We start from the raw sequence: 14,727 nt of genomic DNA, 5'->3' as shown, positions 1-14,727 counted from the left end.
TAGTTTTCTATAGAAAAAATACTTTAATATGATAAGATAAAGAGCGTGTGAAACGTAACTGACAGAGGCAGGAAGGGATTAGATGTCATCTAAGTTTTTAAAAGGGGCTTTTATATTAACGCTGGGAGCGATCATTTCCAAGGTTCTTGGTTTATTTTATGTCATCCCATTTGAACATATGGTTGGGAATAAAGGGGCTACCCTCTATCAATATGGGTACGTTCCATATACCATTTTCATTAGCTTTGCAACGGCAGGCATGCCGCTTGCAGTATCTAAATTCATCTCGAAGTACAATGCGCTCGAGGAATACGCAGTCGGTGAGAAGTTATTTAAATCGAGCCTGAAATTAATGGTTATCACCGGTTTTCTCGCTTTTTTGATTCTCTATACGATGGCCCCGCTGTTTACTGGAGTCTTTGGGGTCAATCCGGAAGATGCTGCGGATGTCACGGAGATCATTCGGGCAGTCAGCTTCGCCTTGATTTTTGTACCGTTCATGAGCATCATCCGCGGCTTCTTTCAAGGACATGAAGCGATGGAACCAACGGCCATCTCCCAGGTTGTCGAACAAATTGTCCGCATCGTGTTCCTTTTGGCCGGTGTGTATGTTGTTTTGAATGTCCTTGACGGAGAGTTAGTGAGAGCCATCCAAATAGCTACCTTCGCGGCGACGGTCGGGGCTGTCGGGGGGTTAGTGGTGTTATTTTGGTATTGGAAAAAACAAAAACCATATTTGGACAGCTTGATGAAGAAAGACAGGGGAACGATGGAAATTTCCCTGAAGGAGATTTATAAAGAAATATTCCTTTCGTCGATTCCTTTCATATTCGTCGGAATCGCGATGCCAATGTTTCAGTTGGCTGACTTATTGTCTTTCAACAAGGCGATGTCGTCGATCGGGCTGCAGCATGTTGCTGAGGATGCACTAGGGGTGTTGAATGTGTATGCCCAGAAGCTTGTCTTGATTCCGATGACGCTTGCAACCGGGTTTTCGATGGCGCTTCTTCCTTCAGTGACGAAGGCATATGTAAGCGAGGATTCAAACGAATTCAACCGCCAGCTGAACCAAGCCTTTCAAATTTTGTTGTTCATTACAATTCCGGCAGTCGTTGGCATGTCTGTACTAGCCGATCCAATCTATAGTGCCTTTTACAGCCATGATCCACTTGGAATCAGTGTCCTGAAGGCATATGCGCCCGTTTCCATCTTGTTTGCGCTTTTTTCCGTTTCGGCAGCTGTATTACAAGGGATCAATCAGCAAAAATATACAGTGCTCAGCCTGCTTGTGGGCTTTTTAATCAAATTGAGCTTGAATATCCCATTGATCAAGTTGTTTGAAACGGAAGGATCCGTTTACGCTACGGCATTCGGTTACTTGGCTGCAGTGCTGCTGAATTTGTATGTCATTACCTACTTTACTGGATATCGTTACAGCCTTACCATCAGGAGATCTGTTTTAATATCAGTTTTTTCAATAATAATGGGACTGGCTGCCTGGGGCATGAACTGTTTACTATCGCTATGGCTTACAACGGAAGGGCGCTTCCAGGCGATTTTGATCGTGGCCGTTTGTGCAATTTTTGGAGCGCTCGTTTATGCGGCTCTTTCCTTGAAAAGCAAACTTGCCCATCGTTTGTTCGGTGCCCGGATCGATCGGTTAAAAGCTAAATTAGGATTGTAAGCTGGAAGTTTGATGTGTAAAAAAAAGGGTATTGAATGGTGAATCCCCGATTAAAATATATTGGCCTTGCCTGTCATTAAAGTGGGCAAGGCTTTTTACTGAAAAAGGCTTTAGGAGGAAACGATGAGAATAGATAAGATTTTATCCAATATTGGTTATGGCAGCAGGAAAGAAGTGAAAAAGCTCCTGAAATCCGGTGCCGTCAAGGTTAATGAAAGGCTGATTAAGGATCCGAAGGAACAAGTGGACCCTGATACGGAAAACGTGACGGTTCATGGTGAACGGGTTGAATACAGGGAATTCATTTATTTAATGATGAATAAACCGCCGGGCGTATTGTCCGCAACGGAAGATAACTACCAAGAAACGGTCATCGACATCTTGGAGCCGGAAGATTCGGTATTTGAGCCATTTCCTGTAGGCCGTCTTGATAAGGACACAGAAGGTTTATTGCTGATCACGAATGACGGAAAGCTTGCCCACCAACTGCTTTCCCCAAAGAAACATGTCCCTAAAACATATTTTGCGGTCATTGATGGCGAAGTGACGGAACGGGATATCGAGGCATTCCGCAACGGAGTGACCTTGGATGATGGATACGAAACAAAACCAGGAGAATTGAACATTTTAAAATCAGGCCTGACATCGGATATCGAGCTAACGATCATGGAAGGGAAGTTCCATCAGGTGAAGCGGATGTTTGAGGCCGTTGGCAAACGTGTCGTCTACCTAAAGCGTCTTTCCATGGGGAGTTTACAGCTTGATGAGGAACTCGAGCTTGGTGAATACCGTGAGTTGACGGCGGAGGAGCTTGAACAGTTAAAGGCGGGCCAACCGGCTGAATGATAGCTGGACACAAAAAATGAGGCGGATAATATTGCCCGCCTCAAAGTATTTTACATATCGATCTTGTTCGGGTGGTCGTTCTTTTTACGATGACATCTTCACCTTTTTACTTGTTGTCGTCCAAAGGCCTCGGCTTGGGCTTTGAACAAGGTCATTGTATGCTAAGACATTTAAATCGCGCTGCACAGTTCGAGGAGTGATGCCAAATTCTTCTACAAGCTCTTGAGTAGAAACCGTACCGTTATTGCTAATGAACATATAAACGGATTTAATACGGGTTAACATGCGATTTGTTGAAGGTTTCAAAAAATCACTCCTTATTCTTTTCATTGTTATTTTGAACAAATGAAAACAACCGATATGTCGGACAGCATTCCAGCTGTCACTATGTACTTGCTATACCCACCCTATAACTCCTCGGAAACATTAGAAAAAATAAGATGTCATTAGCTTCATTCTACCCCTTTGCAAAAGCAAATTCTAGGAAAAGATACTAATTGACTAAATATTACATTTATTATATCAAATTTTAACAAAATTATTCTCATTGCCTATACAAAATTAATAAAGGGTTGTTCCATTTGTTCATGCTCCTATTTTGCCAATAAAGAATGCTTACTATGCACACAATACAAACGTTGACATTTAAAGCATATGCATGTTATTTTACTTAAAACAGTCCTTAAATCGTAATTATTACGCTTTATGTGTTAGTGGAGGAATTGCTTGATGGCTAACCGTTACGATGTCATAATGAGGTATCGGGCAGTATAGACTTTTCATACATATCCAAGAGGACTTAAATATAAACCAATTCGAGGTAGAGCCATATGAACGATAGATTAATGGAGTTTTTATTGCGCGACGAAGTAACCAGACTTTCTGGCGCCAAAAAACAAGTGTATGAATTCATCGTGAACGAAGAAGATTATCTTGCATCGAAGGCGGACACGGTCGATCAATTCATGAGATTGCTGGTAAAGCATTCTCCGCCCAGGCTTGCAGCCCGTCATTTCAATATGCCCTATGGGGAAATCATCCGTTTCATGAATGAAATAGAAGATGAACTGAATGAGAGATTAGAGGAAAGATGCAAGAAAGTGAAGTGGATGGACTACACGGAAAAAGACCAGCAGGCATTTGAGGAATATCATAGGAAGTTATATCTTTTCGTAAATTAATCAATTGGATCATGAAAATGCCCGGAATGAAAGGGCATTTAAGAATGTAGACAAACTCGATGAAAATCGAATTTGTCTACATTTTTTTTAGGGGTTTGTACAATTTGAACGTTGATTGGAACGTAGGGCACTCGCTTTCCGCGGGTGGTCCGCCCTCGGCGACTGCGGGGTCTGCCTTAGACACGCTTTTCCCACAGGCGTCTCGGTACCTTCCGTTTCAAACAATACTCTGTAATAACCTTAGATAGGACCCTTTTGTATATAAACTGAAATGCCCCGGAATGAAAGGGCATTTTTTTATTTGTCCGCAACCGTTAAACGGGTATCCAGCACAATCATTGTTTGAATGGACCATAAGAGCAAGAATGAGGACGATTTGGAGCTGGGCTGATTGTTAGAATAAGGACAAATGAATTTAAGGAGCATCTATAATGACCAAGATTAACGAATTCAATGAATTACACTTTTCGAAGGACTTGTTGATATTGGGGAACGCCTGGGATCTATTGTCGGCCTTGATTCTCGAGAAATCAGGATTTAAGGCGATTGGAACGACAAGCTGGGGAATTGCCAACTCCCTGGGTTATTCTGATGGCGAAGTGATTGATTTTGAAAGACATTTAAGTATCATTAAACTAATTGCGGATAATGTAAAAATTCCCGTCACCGCGGACATTGAAGCAGGCTATGGTGAAACCGCAGAAAAGGTTGTCGATAATGTGTTAAGGACGGCAGACGCCGGTGTAGCCGGGATCAATATTGAGGATTCCCTCAAAAAACAAAAAGGGCTAAGAGATATATATCAACACTGCAGCCTGCTATTAAAAATAAGGGAAGCTTTGGATTATAATGGGTATGAAGGTTTTTACATCAATGCCAGAACAGATACTTATTTTCAAAAAGATAATCCTTTCCCGGAAACGGCAGAGCGGGCAAAAGCGTATGTGGAGAGTGGTGCCAGTGGAATATTCATCCCTGGATTAACGAACCATGATGAAATAAAGGAAATCACTTTGAATATAGGTGCTCCCCTTAATGTATTATCTTTGCCTGGATTGACGAATGGTAAGGAGCTTGAAGAATTAGGCGTAAAACGCATCAGTTTCGGGAATGCCCTGTTCGATAAAGCCATTGCATTGATAGAACGAGATACAGCACGAATAGTAGAGCTAAGTGACACCTCACATTTATATGGGAACTAAAACCTGAAAGGATGAGGAGTATAATGGCTGTTGCTATAAATCTTTCTTTTGAAGAAATGTGGGCGAAAATCATTGCTTGCGACCCTAAATATGACGGATTATTCTTTACCGCAGTAAAGACAACTAAAATATACTGCCGCCCTTCCTGCAGGTCAAGGAAGCCGAAAAAAATAAATGTGAAATTCTATCATGACATTGATGAAGTTGAAAAGGCCGGTTTCCGTGCTTGCAAACGATGCCAACCGGAAGTTGATGATTCCCCTCAGTTGGGACTTGTAAGGGATATCATCGCTTTCTTGGTCAATCAGTATAATCAAAAAGTTGAATTAAAGGATATTGCCAATCATGTCGGCGTAAGTTCCTATTATCTGGAGCGGCTGTTCAAAAAGGAAACATTAGAAACTCCCCGTTCGTACTTGGAAAAAATAAGAGTGGATAAAGCTTCATACCTTCTAACAAGCACAAGTCTAACGAATCTTGAGATTTGCCTTGAAGTGGGCTTTCAAAGCCCTTCAAACTTTTATAAAGTATTTCGCCGTTTGAAAAATTGTACTCCCAGTGAATATCGCAACATGAATCTTAAGAATCGAATGTAAGCCGCATATACAGAAATGGGGGTCCTTATATGAGTGAATTATATAAACTAGATTATGAATCGCCGATTGGAGTTATCGAGATATCAGGAACGAATGATGCCATCTGTTCCATACTGTTCGCTGAAAGGAAGATAAAGATAAATATTATGCAAGAGCAAACGCCCAAGGTTTTGGCGGAGTGCTTTAGTCAGCTTGATGAGTATTTCAAAGGTGAACGCAGGGAATTTACATTTCCTTATATACTTGAAGGGACCAACTTCCAAAAAAACGTGTGGAACGCATTAACAGGAATCCTGTACGCCAACACGGGTTCCTATAAAGACATCGCCGTTTCAATCGGTAATGAAAAAGCCATTAGGGCAGTAGGGAGCGCTAATGGAAGAAATAAGTTAAGCATCGTGATTCCATGTCATCGAATAATAGGTTCAAATGGGAAATTAACTGGTTATGCGGGTGGCTTGTGGAGAAAGGAATGGCTCCTTCAGCATGAAAGGAATTTTAATTGAGGTACTTAGGCTCAACATTATGGGAATCACCGAGCCACTCTCCATTGATGGAGGACACAGTTTTTTATTTAAAGTTCCAGTTGTTTCAGAAATCCGTTCCTCTTCCGCCGACTGTCTGCCAAGCCTCATCAAAGCAAGCGTCTGTGGGGTCTCTGCAAGCCCGTTATTCGGCAGGAGTGTCGCAAATTTCATCCATCCATTAAGGAGTACAGGAAAAAAACATGAAGGATAAACCAGTCTTAAACATGGTTTGGAATGTACCAGCCTGATTTTTCTTTTAGAAAATCCCAGTTGATTGGAACGTAAGGTACGAGACTCCTTCGGGAAAAGCGAGTCCAGGGGAGACCTCACAGGCGCAAGGAGCGCCGAGGAGGCTTCCCGGACTGCCCGCGGAAAGGCGAGTGCCTGGAGTCGAAATCAAAATTTTACACCGCCTCAAAAAAAACTGTGGAAAAAAGGATTTCTATCTTTTAAAACACGTTCCAGTTGATTGGAACGTAAGGTACGAGACTCCTGCGGGAAAAACGAGTCCAGGGGAGACCCCACAGGCGCAAAGAGCGCCGAGGAGGCTCCCGGACCGCCCGCGGAAAGCGAGTGCCTGGAGTGGAAATCAACGTTGTATTAAGGGAATGCCTTTAAAATCAATTAGTCCGGCAGTTATTGATTTCACGAAGGCGCTCGACAAAGATAAACCCTGTAAATTTGTAAAGTGTCCTTCGGCCAAAGGGATTTGGCATTCGCCGAACCCCTTTTGTCTACAAACTGAAAAACGGGAATTATACGATTGTATAGTTCCCGTTTTTTCTTGCTTTTAAGAAAGAATCAAATGTGTGCCGATCTCTTTAAACGAAGAGATGAAATCTTTAGGCAGATGTTCGTCAGTAATGATGTAATCGATTTTATCCAGTGACGATATCCCGATGGTCACGTCTTTCCCGAACTTGGAGCTGTCAGCGGCAACATAGACTTCTTGGGATAAATCAATGATTTTTTTTCGTGTGTTCGCTTCTTCTAAATTATAGTCGGATATCCCTTTTTCAACGGTTATGCCGCTCGCACAAATGAATGCCTTTGAAATATTCAATTCACTGAAGTTGAATAAGTAATCAAATGCAACGATGGATTGTTCATTTCTCCTGACTTTCCCCCCTATTATCAATATCTCGATATCGCTATGAATGAGCTCATTTACAACGGGGATCGAACTGGTTATTACGGTCAGTTTCTTTTTCTGTTTTATATATTTAGCGATTTGATAGGTTGTCGAACCACTATCGATATAAATGCAATCCCCATCGGCGATATACTCACTGCATTTTTGGGCGATGGACTCTTTTTCTTCTAATTGACTGAACATCCGTTCATCTATCGTCGATTCTCCAAACTTCGATTGAACCAGCTTAACGCCGCCATAGATCTTTTCAATTTTTCCTTGCCTTGTAAGAAGGTTTATATCCCTTCTGATGGTTTCGATGGAAACTTGCATTTCTTCAGTAAGTTCGGCAATCTTCATCACTTTTCTAATCGTTAATAACTCGATGATCTTCTTTTGCCTTTCAAGAGGAAGCATAAGTTACACCCGCCTATTCTTCATATCTATCTTCCTGATATTCAGTTTAAGTGTACTGTTTACTGCGAACATATTCAACATATAGATGATGAAAATATCATTAGTTGGTCAAAAGTTGGTATTGATTTAGTAAAAAGATGTTCAATATTTACAGAGTATTTACAAAAATCCCAAATTCGGTTTACAAAGGGCTTTTATACTAAGGGTGTATTAAAGGAGGTGAACGGTTTGCTAAAACTACAAAATATTAGCAAGCAATTCGATGGGAAATCAGTTTTGGATCATATAAATCTTGAAATTAAAACAGGGGAGATCGTTTCACTATTAGGACCAAGTGGAAGCGGTAAAACTACTTTATTACATATAATTTTGGGCTTGACGGGCATCAATCATGGAAAAATCATTTTCAATGATACCGATTTGAGTAACGTGCCCATGAAAGACCGGGGATTTAATATCGTTTTCCAGGATTACGCTCTTTTCCCGCATTTGAATGCCTATGAAAATATCGTTTATGGATTGAGGAACAGGAAGGGATCCGTTTCCAAGGAAGAGCTTCAGGAATACATCGATTTCCTGGAATTAACGCCGCATTTGAAAAAAAGGATCAGCGAATTATCAGGGGGTCAGAAACAAAGGGTTTCTATCGCAAGGACTCTTGTAATGAAGCCGAAGATCCTCTTGCTTGATGAGCCGCTGAGTGCTTTGGATGGTGTTATCAAGGAATCGATAAAGGAACGCATCAAATCCATTGCCCGCGAATTTAAGTTGACGACCATCATAGTGACTCATGACCCGGAAGAAGCTTTGACGATGTCGGATAAGATTTTGATCATTAATCAAGGGAATATTTCTCAATTTGGATCGCCTCAAGAAATCATCAATCAGCCAGCCAATGATTTTGTTAAGGAATTCATTCTTAAACAATTGGAGATCAAGAGAGAAAATATTTATAACTTATTCGGTGAAAAGTATGCCTGATGTAAAACCGGCAATGAGAGTCATTTATATACCTATCTTACTGCTATTTGCCGCTTTTCTTTTCTTGCCGCTTGGCATGTTGTTCGTCCGTTCTTTTGAAACGGCTGATGGAATCAATCTCTCGAATTATCTAACGGTCCTTTCCAATGCAGAGCTGATGAAGTCATTTGGAAACAGCGTGAAAATTTCGGGACTCACAGCCGTCATTACGACCATTTTAGCCTTTTTCCTGGCCTATTCCATCCATTGCACACAGGTTTATAGGCCATTAAAAGGTGTAATTAAAACCGGGATCCTTATTCCGATGCTGCTTCCGACAATCACATTCGGGTTTGCGATCATCTACTCTTTCGGCAATCAAGGAATCATGACGAAGATTTTTGGAAGAAATCTATTCGATATATATGGATTTAATGGATTATTGATAGGTTATGTGATCTATACATTGCCATCAGCTTTTCTTCTCATTAATAATTCCTTCAAATACATGGATAAAAAGTTCATCATCGTTTCAAAATTGATGGGTGACGGAACGATAAGAAGTTTCTTGAATACGATCATAAGGCCATTGTCAGGAACTTTAGGTGGATCTTTTGTACTTTCCTTCATCTTGAGCTTCACCGACTTTGGGATACCGGCTTCGGTCGGCGGGACCTACTCCGTCGTTGCGACGCAATTGTATCAAGTCATGCTGGGTTCCATCCCTGATTTCAATAATGGGGCAGTCATTGCCATTCTCATGCTCATTCCGGTAGTATTCAGTGTTTTCCTATTAAACTATCTGGAAAAACTTAATTTTCATTATGACAAGTTCAGCGATATTGAATTGACGCAGCACAAAGGGAGGGATATCTGTTTTGGAAGTATCTCGCTACTGGTCTTAATAGGAATGTTTTCTGTATTTGCAGTCATGTTCATTGCACCATTTTTAACTAGTTTCCCTTACGATCTCTCGTTCACCTTAAAGCATTTTATCGACACATTCCAATCGAGCGATTTAACGGCAGTTTATAAAAACTCCTTATTCGTTGCCTTGATGACGGCCGTACTGGGAACGTTCGTCGCCTTTAGCTCGGCGGTCTTGAATGTCAGGACGCCCCTTAAGGGGAAATCATCAATGGATGTCATTTCGATGTTGACGAATACAGTACCGGGAATGGTGTTGGGTTTATCGTATTTGCTGCTGTTCAACGGCAGCAGTTGGAAGGGGACCTTTGCCATCATCATTCTATGTAACATGGTCCACTTCTTTACGACACCCTATTTAATGGCAAAGAACTCTTTATCCAAAATGAACCCTGGTTGGGAAACCACCGGGAATTTATTGGGGGATAGCTGGATCGGGACAATCTATCGTGTCATCCTGCCTAACTCGGCATCTACGGTGATCGAGATGTTCAGCTACTATTTCATCAATAGTATGGTGACGATCAGCGGAATCATCTTTTTGGTCACGGCCCAAACCACATTAGTGGCCAGCAAAATTAAAGAACTTCAGCATTTTGCCAAATTCAATGAAATATTCATCCTGTCTTTACTTATCTTTTTTACAAACCTGATCGTGAAGCTGCTTTGTGATCATTATCAAAAAAGACAATTCAAACATTAATGAGGGGGATATTATGTCTAAAACGTTGAAGATAGCCTTACTTTCTTTAATTGCTTTAAGTTTGGTATTTGTATTGGTGGGCCGTAATAGCGGCAAAGCGGATGAGGAAAAGGTGGTCATTTATACGAATGGCGATGAAGAAGCCACTGCCGCAATGGAGACTTCCCTGAAAGATGCCGGATACGAAGGGAAATATGTCCTTCAATCATTAGGCACTTCCGAATTAGGCGGGAAACTGTTGGCAGAAGGAGATGAAATCGAGGCTGATGTCGTGACGATGAGTTCCTATTTCATTGAAAGCGCACAGGAACAGCACTCCATGTTCAAGGACCTGTCATTCAGTACGAAAGCATTGGAAAAAAACCCAGCCTATTACACACCGATTTTGGCAAATACAGGTTCCATTTTTGTGAATACAGAAGTGCTTAAACAAAAAGGCCTGCCGATGCCTGCCTCGATTAAGGATTTAACAAAGCCGGATTATAAAGGGTTCGTTTCAATTCCTAACATCCTGGACTCTTCAACAGGGTGGCTGTTAGTTCAAGCAATAATCAGTCAATATGGTGACGCAGAGGGCAAAAAGGTTCTTCATGACTTAATAGCGAATAGCGGTCCGCATCTTGAGAGCTCAGGTTCAGGCCCGATCAATAAAGTTCAAGCAGGGGAAGTGGCTGCCGGTTTTGGTTTACGCTACCAAGCTGTGATGGCTAAAGAGTCAGGCTTACCGATCAAGTTCGTCGATCCGGTTGAGGGGAATTTCTCCTACACGGAATCCGTGGCTGTCGTGAATAAAGATAATGAAGCTAAAACAAGCTTGGCGATGAAAATGGCAGAAACGATCAGTAAAGATGCTAGAGAAGAATTGCTGAAACATTACCCTGTTGCACTTTATGAAGGTGAAAAGGTAACGGAAAAGAACAAACCGGCCCACCCTAAGAAATACAGGCAGCCCCTAACGGTTGAATTATTGAAACAGCATCAAGAGTTCTTTAAATCAGCACAATGATGAATACAGTGAGGAGTGAAGGAAAATGAATACGTATAAACTATTGACGCCTGGACCGCTGACCACTACAAGTACGGTGAAACAGGAAATGCTTGTTGACCGCTGCACGTGGGAAAATGATTATAAAGAAATCACACAAAAAATCAGATCCCAGCTTCTTGAACTGGCATATGCTGCAAACGGAGAATATACAGCTGTACTTATGCAGGGAAGCGGCTCGTTTGTTGTAGAATCCGTACTGACGACTGCACTTTCAAAATCCGATAAAGTGCTGATCATTACGAATGGAGCATATGGAAAACGGATTGTAAAAATGGCGGAGTGCATTGGTCTGAATCATGTTGAATATGGCGTTGAGTTCAATGAATATCCAAAGGAAGCTGAAATCCGGAACATTTTACTGGCTGATCGTGACATTACACATATAGCGATGGTTCATTGTGAAACGACGACAGGGATTTTAAATCCGATAGAGATGGTTTCGAGGATATCAAACGAACAAGGGAAATCCTTGATCATTGATGCGATGAGCAGCTTTGGCGGAGTGGAGATGAATGTGCCAGAACTCGGAATTGATTATTTGATCAGCAGTGCGAATAAATGCATTCAAGGAATCCCTGGTTTTGGCTTTGTCATTGCAAAGCTTGAGAAATTGTTGGCTTGTGAAGGCAATGCCCGCAGTTTGTCCCTGGATTTATATGACCAGTGGAAAGAAATGGACAAGGATGGGAAATGGCGTTTCACATCTCCAACACATGTAGTGGCCGCGTTTGCTAAAGCGCTGGAAGAATTAACGGAAGAAGGCGGCATCCCAGCCAGATTCACCCGTTATAAAAATAATAATGATAGGCTGAGGGAGCTGATGGGGAAACTGGGCATCCATGCATACATCTCACCTGATAAACAATCGCCTATCATTACAACTTTCCTTTTTTCAACTGAAACCTTTGATTTTGGGGACTTCTACAATTTCATCAAAGAGAGGGGTTACGTAATTTACCCCGGAAAGCTGACTGACATCGATACATTCCGGATCGGCAATATTGGCGAAATCCATGAAGAAGATATCGAGGAACTAGGCAGGATCGTCGAAAAATATATGAAAGTGGTGACAGTATGAATAAGGTAGAAGGAATCATCTTGGATTGGGCTGGAACAGCAGTGGATTTTGGATGTTTTGCACCAGTGAATGTTTTTGTGGATATTTTTAAGAATGCTGGACTGGGCGTGACGATGGAGGAAGCCAGAGCTCCGATGGGCATGCTGAAAATCGACCATATTCGTGCGATGCTGACCATGCCAAGGATATCCTCGTTATGGGAGGAGCAATACGGAAGGCCATCCAATGAGGAAGACGTTGAAAGACTATATGCTGAATTCGAACCGGCGCTGATGATGTCATTGGCGGATTATACAGATCCCATTCCAGGGGTTATCGAGACGGTGGAAGCATTAAGGAATCGCGGCCTGAAGATTGGGTCGACAACGGGATATACCGATACAATGATGGAGGTCGTCACAGTAAATGCTTTGAAAAAAGGGTATGGGCCGGATTTCCATGTAACCCCGGATGCAACCCATTCGATTGGAAGGCCATATCCTTACATGATCTATCGGAATATGGAAAAATTGAAATTAGCGGCATCATGGAAGGTGGTGAAGGTAGGCGATACCACTTCCGATATGCAAGAGGGGGTGAATGCTGGAGTATGGTCGGTCGGAGTCATTGTCGGAAGCTCTGAGATGGGATTGAGTTTGGATGAGTATACAAGTTTGCCAGAAAAAGATAAACAAGATCTCATCTCTAAAACGGCACATATCTTTTTGGAAAACGGGGCAGACTTTACCATCAAAACGATGGAGGAACTACCTGAACTCATAGATCATATTAACCTTCTTATAGCGGACGGGAAAAGACCTCGTTCAAACTAACATTCATCACAAAGAAAGTGCAGCAACTTTCATCCTTGAGCAGGGATGAAGGATGGCTGCACTTTTTTTCAACTTCATACATACGTGCAGAATGCATCGTTTTTTTTGAAATTTAACTCGACTGCTTATTGTAAAAAGTGAGAAAAGAGTGTACGATTAAATGAGAATGATAATCAATCACACTTGATTACCGGGGAGTGGACGTAGATGGAACAGCAGGATTTATTTGATGTAACGGTTATTGGGGGAGGGCCAGCAGGTCTTTACTCCACTTTTTATAGCGGACTTAGAGAAATGAAAGTTAAGCTGATTGAATACCAGCCACGGCTGGGCGGGAAAATTCATGTCTATCCAGAGAAAATGATTTGGGATGTAGGAGGGCTGACACCCACTACAGGGGAAAAATTAATCGAGCAGCTAGTGGAGCAAGGTTTAACATTCAATCCAACAGTCGTCTTGAATGAGAAAGTGGAATCAATCACACGTAATGAAGAAAGCATCTTCGTTTTACATACGGCTTCAGGTCAAATGCACTTTTCCAAGACGATCATTGTCGCGGTTGGCGGCGGAATCCTGAATCCGCAAAAGTTGGAAATAGACGGGGCAGAACGGTTTGAAGTCTCAAATTTAAACTATACTGTCAAGTCTTTCAATCGTTTCAAGGATAAGACGGTGATCATTTCAGGCGGCGGGAATTCTGCAATAGACTGGGCAAATGAATTAGAGCCCATCGCCAAAAAGATGTACCTGACATACAGGAAAGATAGTTTGGCAGGACATGAATCACAAGCAAGGCAATTGATGGAAAGCTCTGCTGTGTGTTTCTTGAATACGACGATTACAAAATTGATCGCCTGCGACGATCATGAATCAATTGAACATGTTGAACTGACGAATCACGCAACGGGAGAGGTATCCTACTTACCGATCGATGAAGTCATCATCAATCATGGTTATGAGCGTGATACATCGCTGCTTCGAAATAGTAAAGTGGACATTGCCATTGCCGACAACTATTATATTGAAGGTACTCCTGCAAGTGAATCCTCGATGGATGGAATATACGCAGCCGGTGATATCCTTAAACATGAAGGTAAATTGAACCTGATAGCAGGCACCTTTCAAGATGCTGCAAATGCCGTAAACAAGGCAAAGCAATATATCCAGCCTGACGCTCACGGAGTCGGAATGGTTTCTTCCCATAATGAAATCTTTAAAAAGCGCAACAGGGAATTGATCAAGGAAATGATGAAACCGGCTGGGGTACTTTAAAGGGAAACGGAAACTGACAGCTGTTCGAATTGTCCCACCTAAAACCATGATGATTTCCGCCATGGTTTACTTTTTTATGTATGGATCCCATTGGAGTGAAAAGGGGGGCGACACTCCTGCCGATTAACTGGCTAGCCAAAGACTCGCTGGATGCTTGGCAGGATGGAAATGGAGCTGATTTCCGAAAGCAGCTGGAACTTCTTTCAGGGTTTGTATAATCTGTTCGTTGCAGTTTGCCTACATTTTTTCTGAAAAAACATTCCAGTTGATTGGAGAGGGTGTTCGAAACTCAGGCGGGAAAAGCGAGTGCCTGGAGTGGAAATCACTTTTATTCGATTTTTT

15 protein-coding genes are annotated in these 14,727 nt (G+C 42.0%); 13 read left to right on the top strand and 2 right to left on the bottom strand.

The genetic code is table 11. The annotated features are described in order from the left end of the window. Window positions 1-82: 82 nt before the first annotated feature. Both J7I96_RS21375 and J7I96_RS21370 read left to right on the top strand, forming a co-directional pair. A complete protein-coding gene (locus J7I96_RS21375; protein WP_214770845.1) occupies window positions 83-1,684 on the top strand; it encodes a putative polysaccharide biosynthesis protein in 1,602 nt (533 codons plus the stop codon). 123 nt (window positions 1,685-1,807) lie between these two features. Beyond that, window positions 1,808-2,530 (top strand): pseudouridine synthase, encoded by a 723-nt coding sequence (locus tag J7I96_RS21370; RefSeq protein ID WP_034309348.1) that lies wholly within the window; start codon window positions 1,808-1,810, stop codon window positions 2,528-2,530. Between the two features lie 84 nt (window positions 2,531-2,614). On the opposite strand, the gene J7I96_RS21365 is transcribed toward J7I96_RS21370, so the two are convergent. Then, on the bottom strand, window positions 2,615-2,836 hold the full coding sequence (locus tag J7I96_RS21365) for a DeoR family transcriptional regulator (protein ID WP_034309346.1): 222 nt from the start codon (window positions 2,834-2,836) through the stop codon (window positions 2,615-2,617). Between the two features lie 524 nt (window positions 2,837-3,360). Here J7I96_RS21365 and J7I96_RS21360 point away from each other — a divergent pair. From J7I96_RS21360 to J7I96_RS21345, 4 genes are all read left to right on the top strand, one after another. Then, window positions 3,361-3,711, top strand: a complete 351-nt coding sequence (locus J7I96_RS21360) for a hypothetical protein (RefSeq protein WP_095394273.1) — start codon at window positions 3,361-3,363, stop codon at window positions 3,709-3,711. 431 nt (window positions 3,712-4,142) lie between these two features. Further along, a complete protein-coding gene (locus J7I96_RS21355; protein WP_214770847.1) occupies window positions 4,143-4,913 on the top strand; it encodes an isocitrate lyase/PEP mutase family protein in 771 nt (256 codons plus the stop codon). 23 nt (window positions 4,914-4,936) lie between these two features. After that, entirely contained in the window at window positions 4,937-5,509 is a 573-nt protein-coding gene (locus J7I96_RS21350) for a bifunctional transcriptional activator/DNA repair enzyme AdaA (protein WP_214770849.1), read from the top strand. A gap of 29 nt (window positions 5,510-5,538) precedes the next feature. Next, complete coding sequence (locus J7I96_RS21345) at window positions 5,539-6,015, top strand: methylated-DNA--[protein]-cysteine S-methyltransferase (protein WP_214770851.1); 477 nt, start codon at window positions 5,539-5,541, stop codon at window positions 6,013-6,015. Window positions 6,016-6,826: 811 nt separating this feature from the next. Here J7I96_RS21345 and J7I96_RS21340 read toward each other — a convergent pair. After that, on the bottom strand, window positions 6,827-7,585 hold the full coding sequence (locus J7I96_RS21340; RefSeq protein WP_214770854.1) for a DeoR/GlpR family DNA-binding transcription regulator: 759 nt from the start codon (window positions 7,583-7,585) through the stop codon (window positions 6,827-6,829). Window positions 7,586-7,813: 228 nt separating this feature from the next. Between J7I96_RS21340 and J7I96_RS21335 the strand changes: the two genes are divergently transcribed. The 7 genes from J7I96_RS21335 to J7I96_RS21305 all read left to right on the top strand — a co-directional run bounded on the left by J7I96_RS21335 (window position 7,814) and on the right by J7I96_RS21305 (window position 14,603). Continuing rightward, window positions 7,814-8,566 (top strand): ABC transporter ATP-binding protein, encoded by a 753-nt coding sequence (locus J7I96_RS21335; protein WP_048689392.1) that lies wholly within the window; start codon window positions 7,814-7,816, stop codon window positions 8,564-8,566. Beyond that, window positions 8,559-10,175 (top strand): ABC transporter permease subunit, encoded by a 1,617-nt coding sequence (locus J7I96_RS21330; protein WP_214924493.1) that lies wholly within the window; start codon window positions 8,559-8,561, stop codon window positions 10,173-10,175. Before J7I96_RS21335 ends, J7I96_RS21330 begins: the two co-directional genes overlap by 8 nt. Before the next feature lie 13 nt (window positions 10,176-10,188). Next, window positions 10,189-11,181, top strand: coding sequence for an extracellular solute-binding protein (locus tag J7I96_RS21325; RefSeq protein WP_214770859.1), 993 nt, complete (start codon window positions 10,189-10,191; stop codon window positions 11,179-11,181). A 25-nt stretch (window positions 11,182-11,206) separates the two neighbouring features. Then, the gene (phnW, locus tag J7I96_RS21320) at window positions 11,207-12,301 is read left to right on the top strand and encodes a 2-aminoethylphosphonate--pyruvate transaminase (protein ID WP_214924489.1); all 1,095 of its coding nucleotides are present in this window, start codon (window positions 11,207-11,209) and stop codon (window positions 12,299-12,301) included. Then, window positions 12,298-13,113, top strand: coding sequence for a phosphonoacetaldehyde hydrolase (phnX, locus tag J7I96_RS21315; protein WP_214924487.1), 816 nt, complete (start codon window positions 12,298-12,300; stop codon window positions 13,111-13,113). Before phnW ends, phnX begins: the two co-directional genes overlap by 4 nt. A 207-nt stretch (window positions 13,114-13,320) precedes the next feature. Next, on the top strand, window positions 13,321-14,385 hold the full coding sequence (locus tag J7I96_RS21310; protein ID WP_214924468.1) for an NAD(P)/FAD-dependent oxidoreductase: 1,065 nt from the start codon (window positions 13,321-13,323) through the stop codon (window positions 14,383-14,385). An 80-nt stretch (window positions 14,386-14,465) separates the two neighbouring features. Next, entirely contained in the window at window positions 14,466-14,603 is a 138-nt protein-coding gene (locus J7I96_RS21305) for a hypothetical protein (RefSeq protein ID WP_214924465.1), read from the top strand. The last annotated feature ends 124 nt before the right edge of the window (window positions 14,604-14,727 follow it).

Origin of the sequence: Bacillus sp. ISL-78 (assembly GCF_018613455.1) — a bacterium.
GTDB classification, from domain to species: domain Bacteria; phylum Bacillota; class Bacilli; order Bacillales; family DSM-1321; genus Peribacillus; species Peribacillus frigoritolerans.
Note: the sequence above shows the minus strand (reverse complement) of the source record. Positions and strands in the feature narration are given on the sequence as shown.

Bases quoted from the DNA above. Each gene is read 5' to 3' on its own strand.
- J7I96_RS21340 (WP_214770854.1), bottom strand. From the start codon at position 7,585: ATGCTTCCTCTTGAAAGGCAAAAGAAGATCATCGAGTTATTAACGATT.
- phnW (WP_214924489.1), top strand. From the start codon at position 11,207: ATGAATACGTATAAACTATTGACGCCTGGACCGCTGACCACTACAAGT.
- phnX (WP_214924487.1), top strand. From the start codon at position 12,298: ATGAATAAGGTAGAAGGAATCATCTTGGATTGGGCTGGAACAGCAGTG.
- J7I96_RS21305 (WP_214924465.1), top strand. From the start codon at position 14,466: ATGGATCCCATTGGAGTGAAAAGGGGGGCGACACTCCTGCCGATTAAC.
- J7I96_RS21350 (WP_214770849.1), top strand. From the start codon at position 4,937: ATGGCTGTTGCTATAAATCTTTCTTTTGAAGAAATGTGGGCGAAAATC.
- J7I96_RS21325 (WP_214770859.1), top strand. From the start codon at position 10,189: ATGTCTAAAACGTTGAAGATAGCCTTACTTTCTTTAATTGCTTTAAGT.
- J7I96_RS21375 (WP_214770845.1), top strand. From the start codon at position 83: ATGTCATCTAAGTTTTTAAAAGGGGCTTTTATATTAACGCTGGGAGCG.
- J7I96_RS21370 (WP_034309348.1), top strand. From the start codon at position 1,808: ATGAGAATAGATAAGATTTTATCCAATATTGGTTATGGCAGCAGGAAA.
- J7I96_RS21345 (WP_214770851.1), top strand. From the start codon at position 5,539: ATGAGTGAATTATATAAACTAGATTATGAATCGCCGATTGGAGTTATC.
- J7I96_RS21330 (WP_214924493.1), top strand. From the start codon at position 8,559: ATGCCTGATGTAAAACCGGCAATGAGAGTCATTTATATACCTATCTTA.
- J7I96_RS21360 (WP_095394273.1), top strand. From the start codon at position 3,361: ATGAACGATAGATTAATGGAGTTTTTATTGCGCGACGAAGTAACCAGA.
- J7I96_RS21310 (WP_214924468.1), top strand. From the start codon at position 13,321: ATGGAACAGCAGGATTTATTTGATGTAACGGTTATTGGGGGAGGGCCA.
- J7I96_RS21355 (WP_214770847.1), top strand. From the start codon at position 4,143: ATGACCAAGATTAACGAATTCAATGAATTACACTTTTCGAAGGACTTG.